Genomic DNA, 17,411 nt, shown 5'->3' on the forward strand with positions numbered 1-17,411 from the left:
CGGTGCTCAGTAGGCAATGGTGATGAGCCGTTCCTCGGTCATCTCGCGGATGGCGTAGGCTGGCCCCTCGCGGCCGAAGCCGCTGTCCTTCACCCCGCCGAACGGCATCGCGTCGACCCGGGCGCTCGACGCCTCGTTGATGTGCACGCCGCCGAAGCGCAGAAGCCGGGCGGTCCTGAGCGCGGTGCTGATGTCGGAGGTGAACAGCCCGGCCGAGAGGCCGAACGGGCTCGCATTGGCCCGTGCCACCGCCTCGCCGACATCGTCGAACTCGATCACGCTCACCACCGGCGCGAAGATCTCCTCGCACACGACGCGCATGCTCTCGTCCACGCGGTCGAGGACGGTCGGCTCGAACACCGAGCCCTCATGCGTGCCGCCGGTGAGGATGCGCGCGCCACCCGCCACCGCCTCGCGCACCCAGGAGGCGGCCCGCGTGGCATGTTCGGGGGTGATCATCGGCCCGATGACGACCGAGGGATCGGCCGGATCGCCGGCCTTTGCGGCCTGCACCGCCTCGACCAGCCTCGGCACGAAGCGCCCGGCTATGCGGCGGTCGACGAACAGCCGCTGCACCGAGGTGCAGACCTGCCCGGCCTTGCGGAAGCCGGCATTGACGATCTTCGGGATCGCCCGCTCGATGTCGGCGTCGTGGCACACGATGGTGCTCGCAATGCTGCCGAGCTCGAGCTGCGTACCGCGCAGGCCGGCGGCGGCCTGGATCTCCCGGCCCACCCGCGTGCTGCCGGTGAAGGCATAGAAGGCGATGCGCGGATCCTCGAGCAGGCGCCGGCCGATCGCCGAGCCCGGCCCGTGCAGCAGCGCCAGCAGTTCGGGCGGCAGCCCGGCGTCAATCAGCGCGCGGCACAGCTCGACCGCCGAGAGCGGGGTGTGGTTGGAAGGCTTGATCACCACCGCGTTGCCGCCGGCGAGCGCGGGGGCCACCTTGTGCGCCAGCACGTTGAGCGGCGAGTTGAACGGAGTGATGGCGCAGATCACCCCGCGAGGCACGCGGATGGTGAAGCCCAGCCGGTCGCGCACGCCTGCGCCCGCTTCCATCGGCACCAGCTCGCCATGCAGCCGCTTGGCCTCCTCGGCCGAGAGCTCCAGCGTCTGGACGCAGCGGCGGACCTCGTTGTCGCCGTCGGCGCGGGTGAAGCCGGCCTCGTCGCGCATCAGCGCGATCAGCCTCTCGCTGCGCTCCTCCACCAGCCGCGCCGCGGCGGAGAGGATGCGGTAGCGCTCATAGGGCGCCAGCGTCGAGGCCTCGACGGCCGCCAGCGCGCCCGCCACCGCCTCGTCGACCTGCTCGGGCGAGGCGACCGCCATCTCGGCGAACACCTCGCCGCGGAACTTGTCGACCAGCCGGTCGGTCGAGACGCCGTCGACCCAGCGGCCGCCGATGAGAAGCTTGGACATCGCTACACCCACCGGTCCGTCACGCGCTGGCCTTGAGGCCGTTCATGAAGTTGAGGCGGATCTTCACCGGGTCGCGCTCGGTGACGCCGGCGGGCTTGGTCTGGTCGATCTTGGCCACGATCAGCCACGGCCCGTCTTCCGTGAGCGCGCGCCCGACCAGCGCATCGAAATGCTCCTCGTCGGCGGCCCACTGCGCCTGCTTCAGCCCGGCCCCCTTCGCCATCTCGACAAGGTCGACGGTGGAGGAGGTCAGGGTCTTCTGCGCGCCGGTGATGTGGTAGGCGCCATTGTCCCAGATGATGATGGCGAGGTTCTTCGGCGCCACCGACGCCACGGTGCCGAAGCTGCCGAGCTGCATCAGGATCGAGCCGTCGCCGTCGAGCGCAAACACCTTGCGCTGCGGCTGGGCGATGGCGACGCCCAGCGCGATCGGCGTGGCGAGGCCCATGCTGCCGAGCATGTAGAAGTTCTGCGGTCGCTGGCCGCTCGCCCACAGGTCGAAATTGGTGTGGCCGATGCCGGCCACCACCGCTTCCTCGGACTTCAGCTTGGCGACCAGTCGGCGCGTGAGCGCGGTGCGGTTCAGCAGGGCGGCGCCGTCACGGGTGACGTTGGGCTCGATGTTCGACATGGATCAGTTCCCCTTCACGCGGCGCGCTTGGTCAGCAGCGGCGACAGGATGAGGGCCGCCGGGGCCTGGGTCGCGAAGGCCTGCCGGACCATGCCGTCGACCACGAACGCGACATGGGCCCGCTCCTGGATGGCGAAGTGCTCGATGCCGAGGCTCTGCAGGACCGGGCGCATGGTGCGGCAGACGATCGCCTGCCCCTGCTGGAACTCGCCCAGCGTCCCGCGCTCCGAGATCATCAGCAGCAGCGGGATCTGGAACGGGCAGGCGAGCGAGGCCAGCGCGTTGACGATGGTGGCGAAGCCGCTCGTCTGCATCAGCGCGATGCCGCGCTTGCCGGCCATGTAGGCGCCGGTGACGATGGCGACCGCCTCCTCCTCGCGCGCCGGCGCGACCACGGTGAAGAACGGGTCGGCCTCGATGAGCCGGATCAGGCGCGAGAGCACATTGTCGGGAACGTAGGTGACGAGACTGACCTCGTTCGCCTTCAGGACGCGGACGACAATCTCTTCCCAGGTTTCATTCGTCGTTTCGCCAGACATGCCTATTCCAGCTCCAGATTTCGCAAGAGACCGCAGTGTCGGCCGACGACGACGTAACTGCCCGCATCGCGGGGACGGGACCCCGTACCGCGGGAACGACGTTAGCGGGCGTCATTTGTCGGCACAAATTGTGAATTTTTGTCCATTATTAGTTTAAGACGATAAATGGATGCTGCGGCGATGCCCGCTTCGGACCGGCTGAATGGAGGCGACAAAGGTATAAAATTACCTCATTCTGCCTGCCGCAGGGCTCACGCCGTCCCGTCTCCCGAAGACCGCCTCAGCCCGGCTTCGCCTCCTCGGGCGGCGCGGTCAGGAAGCTGCCGCGGCCGCTGGCGAGCAGGCGGCCGGCCTCGTCGAAGATCGACGCCTCGCAGCTCGACACCTGCTTGCCGAGCCGGATCACCCGGCCCCGGGCGACAAGGTCGCCCTTGATGGCGATGCGGTGGTAGTCGACGCGCAGGTCGATGGTGAGCACGGGGCGGCCGATCGAGTTCATCAGGGCGAAATTGGCGGCGAAGTCGATCAGCGCGGCGTGGATGCCGCCCTGCGTCTGGCCGATGCCCGGATTGGCGACCCATTCCGGGCGCCAGCGCGCCTTCGCCTCGATCGTGTCGTCGCCGAGCGAGAGCACCTCGATGCCGAGCCAGGACAGATAGGGGCTGCGGTCGACGATCGCCTGCACGTCCGCCGCCGTCTTGCCGAGTGTGCGAACGCTCATGACCGTGCCCCTTCCTGCCGCGCCCCGGCGCCCGCTTCTTCACGCATCCGCCGCGCCTCCGCCTCCAGGAAGCGGCGGTCGATCTTGCCGACGCCGGTCATCGGCAGCGCGTCGAGGAACGTCACCCGACGCGGATACTGGTAGGGCGGCGCGTTGCGCAGCGCGTGCTGCTTGACCTCCTCGTCGGTCAGCGACGAGCCGGACCGCCTCACGAGGAAGGCATAGGGCACGGTGTGCCTGATCTCGTCCGGCGCCGGCACCACCACGGCCTGCTCGATGTCGGGATGGCGCTCCAGCATCAGCTCCACCTCGGCCGGATAGATGTTGTGGCCGCTGGAGGTGAACATGTCGTCGGAGCGCCCGACGAAATGGTACCAGCCGGCCTCGTCGCGGCGCAGGATGTCGCCGGTGTTGAACCAGCCCTCGGCGTCGAAGCGCTTGGCCATCTGCTCCGGGTTGTTGTGATACCCGTTCATCATGCCGGGCCCGCGCACGTGCAGCGTGCCGAAATCCTCGCTCTCCCCGCCCACCAGCCGGAACTCGTTGCCCGCGATCGGCCAGCCGATCGAATGGCGCGGGCGCGGCGCGCCCTCGGGATGGCGGCCGAACAGCGCGGCGCTGGTCTCGGTGATGCCGAAGATGAGGTTGATCTTGGCGTTCGGGAACAGCTCGGCGACCTGGTCGATCAGTTCGTCCGAGGCCGGCGCGCCGCCCATGGTGGCGAGCCGCACGAAGCCGTAGTCGCGCCCGGCCAGCAGGTCGCGCTGCTGCAGCATCATGGCCAGGATGGTCGGCACGCCCGAGACCACCGTGGTGTGGTAGCGGTTGATCGCCTCGATATAGGGACGCGCCTCGAACTTGCGCATCAGCACGACCGTGGCGCCGCCGAACAGCACGCACTTGATCGAGTTCATGGCGTGCTTGTGGTAGAGCGGCGCGGCGACGATCATCCGGTCGGCCGGCGAGAAGTCGCGGTCGCGCGAGATCGTCCCGGCCACCCAGCTATGGGCCCGGTGCGACAGCAGCACGCCCTTCGGCCGCCCGGTCGAGCCGGACGTGTAGGGCTGGAACGCCACCGCGTCGTGGTCGGGCACGAAAGGCTCGAACGGGCCGGGGTCCTTGAACGCGTCGAGCCCGTCCGCGCCGTCGGAATCGACCACCACCACGGGCGTGCCCGCCGGAAGCTTCTCCCTGAGGCCGGCCTCGCAGAACACCAGCTTGATCGCCGAATCCTCGAGGATCCAGGCCAGCGTATCGGGCGGCAGCAGGATGCCCATCATCACCGGGATCACCCCGGCGCGCATCGAGCCGTAGAACGCCTCGAGGAATTCGGTGCGGTTGGAGCACAGCACGCCGACCCGGTCGCCGGGCCGGAAGCCGCGACGCACCAGTCCGCGCGCCACCGCGTCGCAGGCCGCGTGGAAGGTCGGATAGTCGATCTCGCGCGGGTTCTGCGGGTCGTGCAGGTCGATGATCGCCAGATGACCCTTGTCGCGGAACGCGCTGCCGAGGCAGCCGAGATTGGGGATGGCACCTGTCATGGGGTCACGATCACCTTGCCGAAAATGCGCCGCTCCTCGAGCAGGGCCACGCCCTCCGCCGCGCGCTCAAGCGGCAGCCGCGTCTCCATCACCGGCTTCAGCCGGCCGGACGCGACATGCTCGAGGCAGGCCACGATGTCGTCCGGCACATAGGCGCGGCTGCCGATGATCTCGGTCTCGCGGTGCCACAGGAAGCGGACGTCGATGGAGCTGAGATGGCCGGCGGTCGAGCCGCACGTCAGGATGCGCCCGCCCACCGCCATGCAGCGCTGGGTCTGGATCCAGGTGTCGCCGCCGGTGAAGTTGACCGCGACGTCGACCCCCTTCTTGCCGCTCGCTGCCCATACGGCGCGGGAGAATTCCGGCGTCTCGACATAGTTGATGATGTGGTCGGCGCCGAGCTCCTTCAGCTTGCGGCCCTTCTCCTCGGAGGAAGTGCAGGCAAAGACTTCGCAGCCGGCCATCTTGGCGAACTGCAGGCAGGAGACGCCGACGCCGCCGCTGGCGCCGAGGATCAGCACCTTCTCCCCAGCCTTGATCCGGCCGCGCGTGAACAGCATGCGGTGCGAGGTACCGTAGGCGATCGGCAGCGCGGCCGCCTCCTCGAAGCCGACGTTGTCGGGGATCTCGATGAGCTGGCGCTGGTCGACGGCGATGAACTCGCACAGCCCGCCATTGCCGTTCTCGCCCAGCACACCGCCGGTCGGGAAGCGCGGGAACAGCACCACCCGCTTGCCGACCCACGCCGCATCCACGCCCGGCCCGGCCTCGCGCACGATGCCGGCGATGTCGCCGCCGGGGATCCGCGGCATCTTCGTCGGCATGTCCGGCATGCCGTGCATGACGAACACGTCCATGTAGTTGAGGCCGCAGGCCCTGATCTCGACGAGCGCCTGACCCTCGCCCGGGACCGGCCGGTCCCACTGTTCGAACCTGAGCTGCTCGACGCCGCCATGGGCGTGCAGGGCGACGACATTCATGGGTGCATTCATGGCGGAGCGGATTCCGTCCTCGCTGATCGTTCTTTCGAAATCGATAAGCGGTCGGGAGCCACGCCACAAATTATTAAATCTTTTCGATTGTTCGCCTCAGGAAATATATTTGGCTGAACGCCATCGATGGCCAATTCATTGAATGGATTGACCTATTCCCTGCGGAAGCGGGGCTCGGGGGCGCCCCGCCACTGCCCGGCGAAGGGCAGAGCTGCGCACGGGATGCGCAGGCGCTGGCGCATCTATAGGCACCTCACCGCCCTCCCTGCTATTTATTTTCATAATCAATCAATCAAGCAGAATTAGTAATTTGTCGTGATGAAGAGCATTCGTGATAATTCGCCTAATCAAAATAAAGCCGGGGAACTTGGGTAAGATGGATAATGGGTAGGTCGCATTAAGCGCCAGGTCGGCACCGCGTGCCGGCCCGCACCTCGTCATTGGGTTCGCCCGCATGACGCCGAGCCGAGCGATGCTGCCGGCGCGGCGTCGGACCAAGCAGTCGAAACACGCCGATGAAGCCGCCTCCCTTCGCCTATTTCCGTCCCGGCACGCTCGACGAGGCGATCGCCATCCTTGGCCGGACCGAGAACGCCAAGGTGCTCGCCGGCGGCCAGTCGCTGATGGCGATGCTCAATCTGCGCTACGTCTTCCCCGACGCGCTGGTCGACATCAACGACCTCTTCGAGCTGAGCGGCATCGAGATCGCGCCGGAGCGCATCCGCATCGGCGCCATGACGCGCCAGCGGCGGATCGAGCTCGACGCGGGACTGTACGAGGCGATGCCGATCTTCCGCGACGCGCTGAAGCTGGTCGGCCATCGCCAGACCCGCAACCGCGGCACCATCGGCGGCAGCCTGTGCCATCTCGATCCCGCCTCCGAGCTGCCCACCCTGGCGCTGCTGCTCGACGCCGGGATCGAGACCGCCGGCCCGGCCGGTGTCCGGTGCATCCCGGTCGACGAGTTCATCACCGGCTACATGATGCCGGGCATCGGGCCGGACGAGATCGTCACCGCGATCGAGTTCGCCCCGTGGAGCGCCGCCCACGGCCACGCCTTCCACGAATTCGCCCGCCGGCACGGCGACTTCGCGGTCGCCTCGGCGGCGGTGATGGTGGAGCGCGACCGGCAGGGCATCGTTACGCGCTGCGCCATCGCCATCGGCGGCATCGGCTCGGTGCCCCAGCGCCACGGCGCGGGCGAGACCGCGCTTACCGGCAGCGATGGCGGACCGGATGCGATCGCCGCGGCGCTGGAAAGCTGCGCCGGGCTCGACATCCTCGGCGATTTCCACGGAGGCCCCGACTACCGGCTCAGCGTCGCGCGCACGATGCTGCGCAGAAGCCTCACTGCCGCGCTCGCGCGCGCTTCCGAGCGGACCCAGCAGGCCTGATGTACGAGATCGAACTCCTGATCAATGGCCGCCCCTTCCGCGGCGCGGCCGAAGCCCGCACCACGCTGGCGGATTTCCTGCGCCACACGCTGCGGCTGACCGGCACGCATCTGGGCTGCGAGCACGGCGTGTGCGGCGCCTGCACCGTGCTGGTCGACGGGGTGAGCGCGCGTTCCTGCCTCATGCTCGCGGTCCAGGCGGACGGCGCCATCGTCGAGACGGTGGAAGGGCTCGCCGCGCCGGACGGCACGCTGCACCCGCTGCAGCAGGCCTTCCGCGATGCCCATGGCCTGCAATGCGGCTTCTGCACCCCGGGCATGCTGATGACCCTCGTCGAGCTGCTGCGCGAGACCCCGCACCCGAGCGAGGACGAGGTCCGCGACGCCATTTCCGGCAATATCTGCCGCTGCACCGGCTACCAGAGCATCGTCGACGCCACGCTCGCCGTCGCCGGGGCCGCCGGCACGGAAGGGAGCGAGCCATGACCGACGCGCCCGCATCTCAACCCCGCGTCGTGACACGTCCCTCGGTCGGGCGCCCCGTGCCCCGGCTCGAGGACCTGCCCCTGCTGACCGGGGCGGGCCGCTATCTCGACGACATAGAGCTGCCTGAGCTGCTTCACTGCGCCTTCGTGCGCAGCCCGGTCGCCCATGCCCGCATCGAGAATATCGATGTGGACGCGGCGCGCGCCATGGACGGCGTGCACGCCGTGCTCACCCTCACCGACCTGATGCCGAAGCTGACCTCGGGCCGGATGCCGCTCGGTGCCAGCCCGATCAAGGGCGAGAACAGCAGCACGCCCTTCGTGCTGGCCGACCGCGAGGTCGCCTATGTCGGCGAGCCGATCGTGCTGGTGGTCGCGCGCTCGCGCTACCTCGCCGAGGACGCGGCCGCGCAGGTGCAGGTCGATTTCACCCCGCTCCCGGTCGCCAGCGACGCGCGCGCGGCCATGGCGCCCGAGTCCCCCCTCGTGCGCACCGAGCTGAAGAGCAACGTTCTCAACAGCTTCAAGGTCGGCTTCGGCGACGTGGAGGCGGCCTTCGCCGGCGCCGCCCACGTCTTTTCCGACGTGCTCTCCCAGCATCGCGGCTGCGGCCATTCGATGGAAGGACGCGGCGTGCTCGCCGAGATCCGCCCCGGCGACGAGCTCTGCGTGTGGTCGTCGACCCAGATGCCGCACGACCTCTACTACATGCTGCAGACCATGCTCGGCCTGGATCAGGACGCGCTGCGCGTCGTGACGCCGGATGTCGGCGGCGGCTTCGGGCCGAAATACTGCCTGTACCCGGAAGAGGTCGCCCTGCCGGCAGCGGCGCGGCTGCTGCGGCGCAGCCTCAAATGGGTCGAGGACCGGCGCGAGACCTTCATCTCCTCGATCCAGGAACGCGACCAGTACTGGTCGGTCGAGGTCGCGGTCGATGCCGAGGCCCGGCTGCTGGGCATACGCGGCAGCCTCGTCCACGACCAGGGCGCCTATGCGCCCAAGCCCGTGAACCTGCCCTATAACGGCGCCACCGCCATGAGCGGGCCCTACATCCTGCCCGCCTACAGCATGGACGTGCACGTGGTGCACACCAACAAGGTGCCGGTCTCCTCGGTGCGCGGGGCCGGCTATCCGCAGGCCGTGTTCGCCATGGAGCGGACCATGGACCTGATCGCCGCCGGCATGGGGCTCGACCGTGCCGAGGTCCGCCGGCGCAACCTGATCCCGCCCGAGCAGATGCCCTACACCAAGAAGCTCAAGGCCCGCTCCGGCGCGGCGATGGTGTATGACAGCGGCGACTATCCGGCCTCGCAGCGCGAGGCGCTCGCCGCCGCCGGCTGGGACGACTTCCCCGAGCGCCAGAAGCGGGCGCTGGCGGAAGGGCGCTATATCGGCATCGGCATGGCCAACGCCGTCAAGGGCACCGGCCGCGGCCCGTTCGAGAGCGGCGTGGTGCGCGTCGGCCAGAACGGCAAGGTCAGCATCTTCACCGGCGCCGCCGCCATGGGCCAGGGCCTCGCTACCGCGCTGGCGCAGATCTGCGCCGACCAGCTCGCGGTCCCGCCCGAGGACGTGACCGTGATCTCGGGCGACACTTCGAAGACGCCGCTCGGCCTCGGCGGCTTCGCCAGCCGCCAGCTCGTCACGGCGGGCTCCTCTGTTCATCTGGCGGCCCGCGCGGTCGCGCAGAAGGCGATCCGGGCGGCGAGCTCGATCCTCGAGGTGGATGAGGACCAGCTCGAGCTGCGCGAGGGGCACGTCCATGTCCGGGACGGCAATCGCAGCCTCGGCCTGGGCGAGATCGCCCGCATGCTGCGCGGTGCTCCCGGCTACGCCTTCCCCGCCGGCGTCGACCCCGGCCTCGAGGCGAGCGCGCAATGGCGCACCGACTCGCTCGCCTACGCCAATGCCTGCCATGTGGTCGAGGTCGAGGTCGAGCCGACGCTCGGCAGCGTCGAGATCACCCGCTACGTCGCGCTCAACGATTCCGGGCGGATGATCAATCCGATGATCGTCGAGGGCCAGGTCCAGGGCGGCATCGTGCACGGCATCGGCAACGCGCTCTACGAGTTCATGGGCTACGACGATTCCTGCCAGCCGGTGACCACCACCTTCCAGGAATATCTGCTGGTGACCGCCACCGAGCTGCCGCGGCTCGAGACCATCTTCCGCGAGACCCCCTCGCCCAAGAACCCGATCGGCGCCAAGGGCGTCGGCGAGACCGGTACCATCCCCGCGGCCGCGGCCGTGATCTCGGCGGTGGAGAACGCGCTCGCGCCGTTCGGCATCCGCATCTCCCAGACGCCCGTTCCTCCCCAGTCCCTGTTCAGGCTGATCGAAGCAGCGCGCCAGTCGCAAGCCGGGCAGCCGCCCCGACGCAAGGATCTTCCAGATGACCAAAAAACTTGAGCTCACGCTCGCCTGCGGCGACTACGAGATCATCCGCCCGCTCAAGGAAGGCGTGGTCCGGCCCGACGGCATCGAGCTCAACATCCTGACTGGGGCGGATTCGGCGACGCGGCACTGGCGGTTCCTGCGCAACGGCGAATACGACGTCGCCGAATGCTCGGCCTCGTCCTACATCGCCGCCCGCGACCGCGACATGCCGTTCCGCGCGCTGCCGGTGTTCCCCCATCGCCGCTTCCGCCACGGCTTCATCTTCACCAACACCTCGAAGGGCATCACCAAGCCGACCGACCTGATCGGCAAGAAGGTGGGCGTGAAGTTCTATCTGGTGACCGCGACGCTGTGGCTGCGCGGCATCCTCGAGCACGAATACGGCGTGCCGCACCAGTCGATCGAGTGGTTCGCCGAGCTTGACGAGGACATCAGCTTCACCCCGCCGCCCGGCGTGAAGCTGACGCGCCTGCCGGACGACAAGTCGGTCGAGGCCATGCTGGCCGAGGGCGAGCTCGACGCCGTCCTGCACCCCGACATCATCGACCCGATCGTCCAGCGCGACCCGCGCGTCGGCCGCCTGTTCCCGGACTACAAGGCCGAGGAGCAGGTCTATTTCGAGCGCACTGGCATCTTCCCCATCATGCATGTGCTGGGGCTGAAGCAGGAGCTGGTGGAGAAATATCCCTGGGTGGTGCCGAACCTCTACCAGGCCTTCGACGAGGCCAAGAACATCGCCATGAAGCGCATGCGCAACCCGCGCCTGGTGCCGCTCGCCTGGTACCAGGAGGCCTGGGACGAGCAGGAGCGCCTGCTCGGGCCGGACCCGTGGGAATACGGCCTCAGCGACGCCAACCGGCGCAATTTCGAGACGCTGGTCGGATACTCCTACGAACAGGGCCTGATCGGCCGGCGGATTCCGCTCGACGAGCTCTTCCTACCGGTCTCGCAGGGGCGCAAACGCGGCAAGTTCCGCACCTGACGCACAGCCAGACCGACAGGAGGAAAGGGAAGACCCGCCATGGAAATCAGGAACAGCTTCGAGATCCCGCTGCCGCCCGACGAGGCGTGGAACGTGCTGATGGACATTCCGCGCATCGCGCCCTGCATGCCCGGCGCGGCGCTCACCGGCCAGACCGGGGACAGCGGCTATGAGGGACAGGTGGCGGTCCGGCTCGGCCCGGTCGCCCTTTCCTTCAAGGGCGTCGCCCATTTCATCGAGCGCGACGCCGCCGCGCGGCGGGCCCGGCTCAAGGGACAGGGCGCGGACCAGAAGGGCCGCGGCGGCGCCAGCGGGCTCGTCACCTTCGAGCTCAGCCCGAGCGGCGCCGGCACCCGGGCCGACATCACCACCGAGGTGACGCTGTCCGGCCCGGTCGCCCAATATGGACGCGGCACCGGCGTGATACAGGGCGTGGCGACGCAGCTCTGCAACCAGTTCGCCGACAATCTGAGGGCGCTGATCGCGGCCCCGGGTGCCGGCGGAACGGCGCCGGACGGCACCCCGGCAGCACCAGCGGAGGCCCCGCCGGCGGCCAAGCCCATCAACGGCTTCTCGCTGATCCTCACCGTTCTCTGGCAAAGCCTGCGCCGCCTCTGGTCGCGCGCCTGACACTCCGGCTGGAGGCGCCGGCCGGGCGGGCGCCGCTCACAGCACCTTGGCGCCGTGGATCTGCTCGGACGACTTGATGGTCGCCATCAGGATCTCGAGGATCCTCTGCGTGCTCGGCGAGTGCGAGCGCAGATGGCGGGTGATGAGGCAGATCTCGCGGGTGAGCAGCGGCTCGTGCAGCTCGCGGAACTCGAACTCGGTCAGCGGGCTCGTGCGCGCGGCCAGCAGCGGCAGGACCGAAATCTTGCCCCCGAGATGAAGCAGCGCGTAGAGCGAGGTCGTGCTCGAGGCATGGTCGTGGTTCTCGGCCCGGTCGAGCAGCCCGAGCTCGGGCTGGCGGGCGAGGATGGCGCCGATGCCAGTATCGTCGGTGAGGCCAACATAGTCGAACGGCTTGAGGTCGCTCCACGTCAGCCGCCCGCGCCGCTTGGCGAGCGGATGGTCCTTCGGGAACACGACGCCGAACGGGTCGGCCAGCACCGGCACGTAGTCGAGGTCCGGGAAGTTGTTCAGCGGGCTGGAGAGGCCGAAATCCACCCCGCCGTCGAGCACCGAGCGCTCGATCTTGTCCGAGCCCTGGTCGTAGACGGAGATGGTGACGTCCGGGTAGAGCCGGCGGAACGCGCTCAGCGTGGGCGCCAGCACATGGGCCATGATCGACGGCGCAACGGCGATCTTGATGTGGCCGCGCTGGCTCTTCGAGATCGCCTGCAGGTCGGAGAGCGCATTGTCGAAGTCGCGCAGCACCCGCTCGGCGACCGTCTTGAACCAGACGGCGTCCTTGGTGAGCTCGACCCGGCGGGTGGTGCGGTCGAACAGCTTCAGGCCGGCCTCTTCCTCGAGCTGCTTGATCGTCGCCGTGAGCGATGACTGCGTCTGGAAGAGACGGCTCGCCGCCAGAGTGAAGGATCCGGTTTCGGCGACGGCGACGAAGCACCGCAAATGCCGAAGCTTGATGGCTGCGCCCATGTGCCGAAGCGGTTCCTGTCCTGATTCTCGCCTCTGATCGGAGGGCCCAACGTAGCACGGCGCACGCGCGCCAAGAGCGTCAAACCGCGCACACTGGGCAATGCCGGCCGGAGCGGCCGGACCGGCCGTTCGGCCGCCGCGCCCGCGCGGGGCACGGCCAGGCGGGAGCGGCATCAACTGCCGAGGATCGGGAACACGCCCTCGGGAAGCGGCAGGTGCAGGAGCAGGTCGAACAGCAGGTAGATCAGCCCCGCCGTTCCCAGCACGTAGAGCAGGCAGACCAGCCACGACGCCTTCGCCACGATGCGCAGGTACAGCACCGTGAACACCGGCAGCGTGACGAGCAGGCCAACCGTGTAGAGGCCGACGAAGAAGAACACGATCCAGCTCACCACCGATCCCCACATGCGCTTGTCGGCGCGGGTGAAGATCTTGTGGAACTCGTCCTCGTTGCCCTGGTCCTCGTCGCCCTCGACCAGCTGGACATCGTCGCTGCCATGCCCGCCCCCGGCGCGGGCCGGGACGGCGGCGGGGGCCGGCGAGAGCGTCTGCCAGATCAGCGCGCCGAGGTTCAGCAGGCACAGGATCAGCCCCACCGCACTCAGCAGGCGCGGGAAGAAGGCGGCATTGGCCGGCCATTTGAGGCTCAGCGTGTAGGCGCCGGCCATGATCGCGATCAGGCCGAAGGTGATGATCCAGTCGCCATAGGCGACCGTGCGGGGGCTGCCCGCCACGCTCTTCGCGCTCATGAACGCACCTCCTTGAGGCTGGCCGCCTGCCGGTCGCGCGCATGCTTGCGCACGTCCCAGCCGGTCTTGAACAGGATGGCCACGGCGGCGATCGCCAGCACGATCACCAGGGGTCGCTGGATCCACGTCCAGCCATAGAGCGAGCTCGACAGGAACAGGTAGCGCTCGCACAGATCGCCCAGCACCGCGCCGAGCAGCAGCGGCGCGCGCGGCCAGTTCCACCGCAGGCAGACGACGCCGACGAAGGCCGAGGTCGCCATCACCCAGATGTCGAACATGCGGTTGTTCTCCGCATAGGCCCCGAGCACCACGAGGATCAGCAGGAACGGCACCAGGATCGGGCCTTCGGTGAAGGTCAGGCGCGCGAGCGGCTTCAGCAGCGGCAGGGCCAGGATGACCACGATGATGTTGGCGATGATCGTGATCCACACCATCGAGAAGGTCACGTCGAGATGGGTGGTCAGCATCTCCGGGCCGGGATTGAGGCCGGAGATCAGGAACGCGTTCAGCAGGATCGCCGTGCTGACGCTGCCGGGCAGGCCGATGGCGATCATCGGGATAAGCGCGCCGCCGTCCTTGGCGTTGTTGTTGCCGCCGGCGGCCAGCAGGCCGTCGATGCTGCCCTTGCCGAACTCCTCGGGATGCTTGGAGGTCTGCTTGGCGTGGCCATAGGCGATGAACTGCGCCACCGAGCCACCGACGCCCGGGATCACGCCGATGCCGGCGCCGATCAGGCCGGCGACGGCAACCGTCTTCCAGTAGCGGAACGTGTCGAGGATGCCCTGACCGACGCCGACGATCTTCCGGCTCGCCGACTTGCCCGCGATGCTCTCCTTGCTGAGCATGAGCTGGAGGATCTCCGGGCCGCCGAACAGGCCGATCACCACCGGCACGATGCCGATGCCGTCCCACAGCTCGAGCTGGCCGAAGGCGTAGCGTGGCACGCCCGCCTGCGGGTCGATGCCGACCAGCGCGATCAGCAGGCCGAGGCAGCCCATGATCAGCCCGCGCAGCATCTGACCGCGCGAGAGCGAGGCGATGAAGATCAGGCCGACCACCGTCAGCATGAAGAATTCCGGCGGCCCGAAGGCCAGCACGATCGGACGGATGACCGGGATCGACAGCCCGAGCGCCAGCGCGCCGATGATGGCGCCCACCAGCGAGCTCATCAGCACCGCGCCGAGGGCGCGGCCGGCCTGCCCCTTGCGCGCCATCGGATGGCCGTCGAGCACCGTCGCCGCCGACGTCGCCTCGCCCGGAATGCCGAACAACACCGCCGTGATGTCGCCCGTCGTCGACGTCACCACCTTCATGCCGAGCAGGAAGGCGAAGACGTGGATCGGCGGCATGCCGAAGGTGAAGGGAAGCATGAGCGCCATGGCCACCGGGCCGCCGATGCCCGGCAGGACGCCGACGACGAATCCGATGAAGATGCCGATCATCATCAGCATCATTGAGTCCGGGCTGAGAACCTGGAGCAGGCCGGACAGCACTGCGTCGAGCATAATTCGTCCTATCGTCTCTGGAAGGGCCTCCCGCGCCGGACGGCCGGCATGGGGAGGCGCGGTTCCGGGATCTTGCGTCCCGTTATTGCGTGCCCGTTATTGCGTGAACGACTCGTGGAGCAGGTCGAGATACTCCTTCGGCGCGCCCTCGGTCGCGGTCTTGATCAGCTCGGCCACGCGCTTGCCCGAGAGGGGCTCGACCGGGCGGTTGAGCTGACGGGATTCGTCGAGGAAGGCGGTGCTCGCCACGGTGCGGTCGAACGCGTCGCGCAGGCATTGCAGGCGCTCCGGGGCGATGCCGGGCGGCGCGGCGAGCGCACGGCCGGCGGCCGTCACCGACGCCTGCACCGTGATGAGCGGCAGGAACTTGGCGTCCACCACTTCCGACAGCGGTGCCAGTTCGGGCCGGCTCGGCTCGCGCTCGGTGCCGAAGACCCAGAGCGTGCGCGCGGTCTGCGCCTTCTCCGCCGCCTCCGCAGCGCTCAGCGAGGAGGCGAAGAGGTCGAGATCGCCGCGGCCGAGCGAGGCGAACACCTCCGGCGCGCCGCTGAAGCCGGTGATGACCTGCGACTTGGTCTCGATGACGGTCGCGAGCAGCCGGGCGGTGATGTATTGCGGCGAGCCGAGGCCGGTCGAGCCGATGCGCACCGTGCGCTCGCCGCCGATCTTGGCGATATCGGCGAGGCTCTTGATCGGGCTGTCCGGTCCGGTCGCGATCACGTCCGGCTCGCCGGAGACCCGGCCGATCCACGAGAAGCCGTTGGTCTTGAAGGCGACGCCGGCCGCCCCGCCGAACTCGGCGGCGATCATGCCGCTCGCCGCGATGAGCTGGATCCGCAGCCCGTCGGGCTTGGCGGCCCAGGTCTGGTTGGTGGCGAGCAGGCCGCCGGCGCCGGGCTGGTTGCGCACGATCATGTTCGCCGCGCCGAGCTCGTCGCCCATATATTTCGCGACCATTCGGCCATAGGCGTCGAACCCGCCGCCGGCGGAGAACGGAACCACCAGCTCGACGGTCTTGTCCTTGAAGAAGGCGCACTCGTCCGCCGCGCGGGCGGCGGTGAGTGGCACAAGAGCGAGCGCCGCCACCAGCGACAGCGTGCTCAGACCCTTCGCCGGGGCGAACGCCCGGCCATTTTCGGCTTGCTTGAAAAACGTTCCGGCCATGTCTCGGCTCCCGGCAACCTCATCCTGCCGGCCGGCGGAACACGCATCCCGCCGGCCGGAGCGGCCACGTGTCGAACAGCAGGGCTACTGGGCGTAGGCCTTGTGAAGCAGCTCAAGATAGTCCTTGGGCGCGTCGTCGGTCACGCTGCGCACCAGGGTGGTCATCTTCTGGCCGTCGAGCGGAGCGACGGGACGGTTGATCTTCTTGGATTCGTCCAGAAGCTTCTCGCTCGCCATCGTGCGGTCGAATGCATCGCGCAGGCACTTCAGGCGATCTTCCGGCACCTTGGGCGGAGCGGCCAGAGCGCGTCCGGCGGCGACCACCGCGGCCTGCGCCTTGATCAGCGGCAGGAACTTGGCGTCGACGACCTCGGAGAGCGGCTTGATCCCCGGCCGGCCGGGGACCGCCTCGGTGTCGAACGACCACAGGATGCGCGCGGTCGCGGCCTTCTCGGCCGCCTCGGCGGCGCTGAGCGAGGAGGAGAAGAAGTCGAGCTCGTTGCGGCCGAGCGAGGCATAGACCTCCGACGAGCCGCTGAAGCCCGTGATCAGGTCGGTATCAACGTCGAGTATCTTCGCCAGCAGGCCGGCCTCGATATAGTCGATGTCGCCGACGCCCGAGGAGCCGATCCGGATCTTGCGCTCGGCCGCGACCTTCTTGACGTCGTCGATCGACTTGATCTGGCCCTCGGCCGCGGTGGCGATCACGTCGGGCTCGCCGGAAACGCGGCCGATCCAGGAGAACTGGCCGCTCTTGAAGCCGACGCCGTCGGCGCCGCCTAGCTCGGAGGTGATCATGCCGCTCACCGACATGAGCTGAATCTTCAGCCCGTCGGGCTTGGCGGTCCAGGTCTGGTTTGTGGCGAGCAGGCCGCCCGCGCCGGGCTGGTTGCGCACGATCATATTGGCCGCGCCGAGCTCGTCGCCCATATATTTCGCGACCAGGCGCCCATAGGCGTCGAAGCCGCCGCCGGCCGAGAACGGCACGATGAGCTCGACCGTCTTGCCCTTGTAGAAATCGCAGCCATCGGCCGCCTGGGCCGGGCCGGCAAAGGCGGCGGCGAGGACGACGGGCAGCACCAGCGGCAGCGTGCGGGCGCCGCGGCGCCCGACGCCTGCGGCGTCACGGAAGGAAAACAACGCGCTCAATTTGATCTCCCACTCAATAGTTCCTGGAAGGACCGTTTCGTTTTCCAACCGACTTACGGGTCGACGCGTCGAAAAACACCCGGCAATTTTTGATAAATGCCAACCTGAGCGATGCAATGAAGGAGAATTCGATCGGCTATACTTC

At 68.5% G+C, this 17,411-nt stretch carries 16 protein-coding genes; 5 read left to right on the top strand and 11 right to left on the bottom strand.

The genetic code is table 11. From position 1 onward, the window contains the following. Positions 1–6: 6 nt before the first annotated feature. The 6 genes from NVS83_RS21985 to NVS83_RS22010 all read right to left on the bottom strand — a co-directional run bounded on the left by NVS83_RS21985 (position 7) and on the right by NVS83_RS22010 (position 5,843). On the bottom strand, positions 7–1,419 hold the full coding sequence (locus NVS83_RS21985) for an aldehyde dehydrogenase family protein (protein WP_258741295.1): 1,413 nt from the start codon (positions 1,417–1,419) through the stop codon (positions 7–9). Positions 1,420–1,438: 19 nt separating this feature from the next. Next, positions 1,439–2,050 (bottom strand): thiamine pyrophosphate-dependent enzyme, encoded by a 612-nt coding sequence (locus NVS83_RS21990; RefSeq protein WP_258741296.1) that lies wholly within the window; start codon positions 2,048–2,050, stop codon positions 1,439–1,441. Between the two features lie 14 nt (positions 2,051–2,064). Beyond that, positions 2,065–2,589, bottom strand: a complete 525-nt coding sequence (locus tag NVS83_RS21995; protein WP_258741297.1) for a thiamine pyrophosphate-binding protein — start codon at positions 2,587–2,589, stop codon at positions 2,065–2,067. 280 nt (positions 2,590–2,869) lie between these two features. Continuing rightward, on the bottom strand, positions 2,870–3,310 hold the full coding sequence (locus NVS83_RS22000) for a PaaI family thioesterase (protein WP_258734401.1): 441 nt from the start codon (positions 3,308–3,310) through the stop codon (positions 2,870–2,872). Continuing rightward, positions 3,307–4,851 carry a class I adenylate-forming enzyme family protein gene (locus tag NVS83_RS22005; RefSeq protein WP_258741301.1) on the bottom strand — a complete coding sequence of 515 codons (1,545 nt, stop codon included), beginning with the start codon at positions 4,849–4,851 and terminating at the stop codon, positions 3,307–3,309. Before NVS83_RS22005 ends, NVS83_RS22000 begins: the two co-directional genes overlap by 4 nt. Beyond that, the gene (locus NVS83_RS22010) at positions 4,848–5,843 is read right to left on the bottom strand and encodes a zinc-binding dehydrogenase (protein WP_258741302.1); all 996 of its coding nucleotides are present in this window, start codon (positions 5,841–5,843) and stop codon (positions 4,848–4,850) included. Before NVS83_RS22010 ends, NVS83_RS22005 begins: the two co-directional genes overlap by 4 nt. Positions 5,844–6,358: 515 nt before the next feature. Between NVS83_RS22010 and NVS83_RS22015 the strand changes: the two genes are divergently transcribed. From NVS83_RS22015 to NVS83_RS22035, 5 genes are read left to right on the top strand one after another with little or no spacing between them, the layout of a single operon-like run. Further along, positions 6,359–7,237: an FAD binding domain-containing protein gene (locus tag NVS83_RS22015; RefSeq protein ID WP_258741303.1), complete on the top strand. Its 879-nt coding sequence runs from the start codon at positions 6,359–6,361 to the stop codon at positions 7,235–7,237. After that, the gene (locus NVS83_RS22020; RefSeq protein WP_258741305.1) at positions 7,237–7,722 is read left to right on the top strand and encodes a (2Fe-2S)-binding protein; all 486 of its coding nucleotides are present in this window, start codon (positions 7,237–7,239) and stop codon (positions 7,720–7,722) included. Before NVS83_RS22015 ends, NVS83_RS22020 begins: the two co-directional genes overlap by 1 nt. Then, the gene (locus NVS83_RS22025) at positions 7,719–10,130 is read left to right on the top strand and encodes a xanthine dehydrogenase family protein molybdopterin-binding subunit (protein ID WP_258741306.1); all 2,412 of its coding nucleotides are present in this window, start codon (positions 7,719–7,721) and stop codon (positions 10,128–10,130) included. The genes NVS83_RS22020 and NVS83_RS22025 overlap by 4 nt, the downstream gene beginning before the upstream one ends. After that, positions 10,114–11,100 carry an ABC transporter substrate-binding protein gene (locus tag NVS83_RS22030; protein WP_258741311.1) on the top strand — a complete coding sequence of 329 codons (987 nt, stop codon included), beginning with the start codon at positions 10,114–10,116 and terminating at the stop codon, positions 11,098–11,100. The genes NVS83_RS22025 and NVS83_RS22030 overlap by 17 nt, the downstream gene beginning before the upstream one ends. Before the next feature lie 39 nt (positions 11,101–11,139). After that, positions 11,140–11,730, top strand: a complete 591-nt coding sequence (locus tag NVS83_RS22035; protein WP_258741312.1) for an SRPBCC family protein — start codon at positions 11,140–11,142, stop codon at positions 11,728–11,730. A gap of 36 nt (positions 11,731–11,766) precedes the next feature. Here NVS83_RS22035 and NVS83_RS22040 read toward each other — a convergent pair whose 3' ends face one another. From NVS83_RS22040 to NVS83_RS22060, 5 genes are all read right to left on the bottom strand, one after another. Next, complete coding sequence (locus NVS83_RS22040) at positions 11,767–12,699, bottom strand: LysR family transcriptional regulator (protein ID WP_258734409.1); 933 nt, start codon at positions 12,697–12,699, stop codon at positions 11,767–11,769. 173 nt (positions 12,700–12,872) lie between these two features. Further along, positions 12,873–13,448 carry a tripartite tricarboxylate transporter TctB family protein gene (locus tag NVS83_RS22045; protein WP_258734410.1) on the bottom strand — a complete coding sequence of 192 codons (576 nt, stop codon included), beginning with the start codon at positions 13,446–13,448 and terminating at the stop codon, positions 12,873–12,875. Then, positions 13,445–14,953, bottom strand: coding sequence for a tripartite tricarboxylate transporter permease (locus NVS83_RS22050; RefSeq protein ID WP_258741314.1), 1,509 nt, complete (start codon positions 14,951–14,953; stop codon positions 13,445–13,447). The genes NVS83_RS22045 and NVS83_RS22050 overlap by 4 nt, the downstream gene beginning before the upstream one ends. Positions 14,954–15,049: 96 nt before the next feature. Next, positions 15,050–16,117, bottom strand: coding sequence for a Bug family tripartite tricarboxylate transporter substrate binding protein (locus NVS83_RS22055; protein ID WP_258741315.1), 1,068 nt, complete (start codon positions 16,115–16,117; stop codon positions 15,050–15,052). An 84-nt stretch (positions 16,118–16,201) separates the two neighbouring features. Beyond that, positions 16,202–17,266: a Bug family tripartite tricarboxylate transporter substrate binding protein gene (locus NVS83_RS22060; RefSeq protein ID WP_258741316.1), complete on the bottom strand. Its 1,065-nt coding sequence runs from the start codon at positions 17,264–17,266 to the stop codon at positions 16,202–16,204. Positions 17,267–17,411: the final 145 nt, after the last annotated feature.

The sequence above is a fragment of the Ancylobacter mangrovi genome (assembly GCF_024752335.1).
GTDB classification, from domain to species: Bacteria; Pseudomonadota; Alphaproteobacteria; order Rhizobiales; family Xanthobacteraceae; genus Ancylobacter; species Ancylobacter mangrovi.

Bases quoted from the DNA above. Each gene is read 5' to 3' on its own strand.
- NVS83_RS21985 (WP_258741295.1), bottom strand. From the start codon at position 1,419: ATGTCCAAGCTTCTCATCGGCGGCCGCTGGGTCGACGGCGTCTCGACC.
- NVS83_RS21990 (WP_258741296.1), bottom strand. From the start codon at position 2,050: ATGTCGAACATCGAGCCCAACGTCACCCGTGACGGCGCCGCCCTGCTG.
- NVS83_RS21995 (WP_258741297.1), bottom strand. From the start codon at position 2,589: ATGTCTGGCGAAACGACGAATGAAACCTGGGAAGAGATTGTCGTCCGC.
- NVS83_RS22000 (WP_258734401.1), bottom strand. From the start codon at position 3,310: ATGAGCGTTCGCACACTCGGCAAGACGGCGGCGGACGTGCAGGCGATC.
- NVS83_RS22005 (WP_258741301.1), bottom strand. From the start codon at position 4,851: ATGACAGGTGCCATCCCCAATCTCGGCTGCCTCGGCAGCGCGTTCCGC.
- NVS83_RS22010 (WP_258741302.1), bottom strand. From the start codon at position 5,843: ATGAATGCACCCATGAATGTCGTCGCCCTGCACGCCCATGGCGGCGTC.
- NVS83_RS22015 (WP_258741303.1), top strand. From the start codon at position 6,359: ATGAAGCCGCCTCCCTTCGCCTATTTCCGTCCCGGCACGCTCGACGAG.
- NVS83_RS22020 (WP_258741305.1), top strand. From the start codon at position 7,237: ATGTACGAGATCGAACTCCTGATCAATGGCCGCCCCTTCCGCGGCGCG.
- NVS83_RS22025 (WP_258741306.1), top strand. From the start codon at position 7,719: ATGACCGACGCGCCCGCATCTCAACCCCGCGTCGTGACACGTCCCTCG.
- NVS83_RS22030 (WP_258741311.1), top strand. From the start codon at position 10,114: ATGACCAAAAAACTTGAGCTCACGCTCGCCTGCGGCGACTACGAGATC.
- NVS83_RS22035 (WP_258741312.1), top strand. From the start codon at position 11,140: ATGGAAATCAGGAACAGCTTCGAGATCCCGCTGCCGCCCGACGAGGCG.
- NVS83_RS22040 (WP_258734409.1), bottom strand. From the start codon at position 12,699: ATGGGCGCAGCCATCAAGCTTCGGCATTTGCGGTGCTTCGTCGCCGTC.
- NVS83_RS22045 (WP_258734410.1), bottom strand. From the start codon at position 13,448: ATGAGCGCGAAGAGCGTGGCGGGCAGCCCCCGCACGGTCGCCTATGGC.
- NVS83_RS22050 (WP_258741314.1), bottom strand. From the start codon at position 14,953: ATGCTCGACGCAGTGCTGTCCGGCCTGCTCCAGGTTCTCAGCCCGGAC.
- NVS83_RS22055 (WP_258741315.1), bottom strand. From the start codon at position 16,117: ATGGCCGGAACGTTTTTCAAGCAAGCCGAAAATGGCCGGGCGTTCGCC.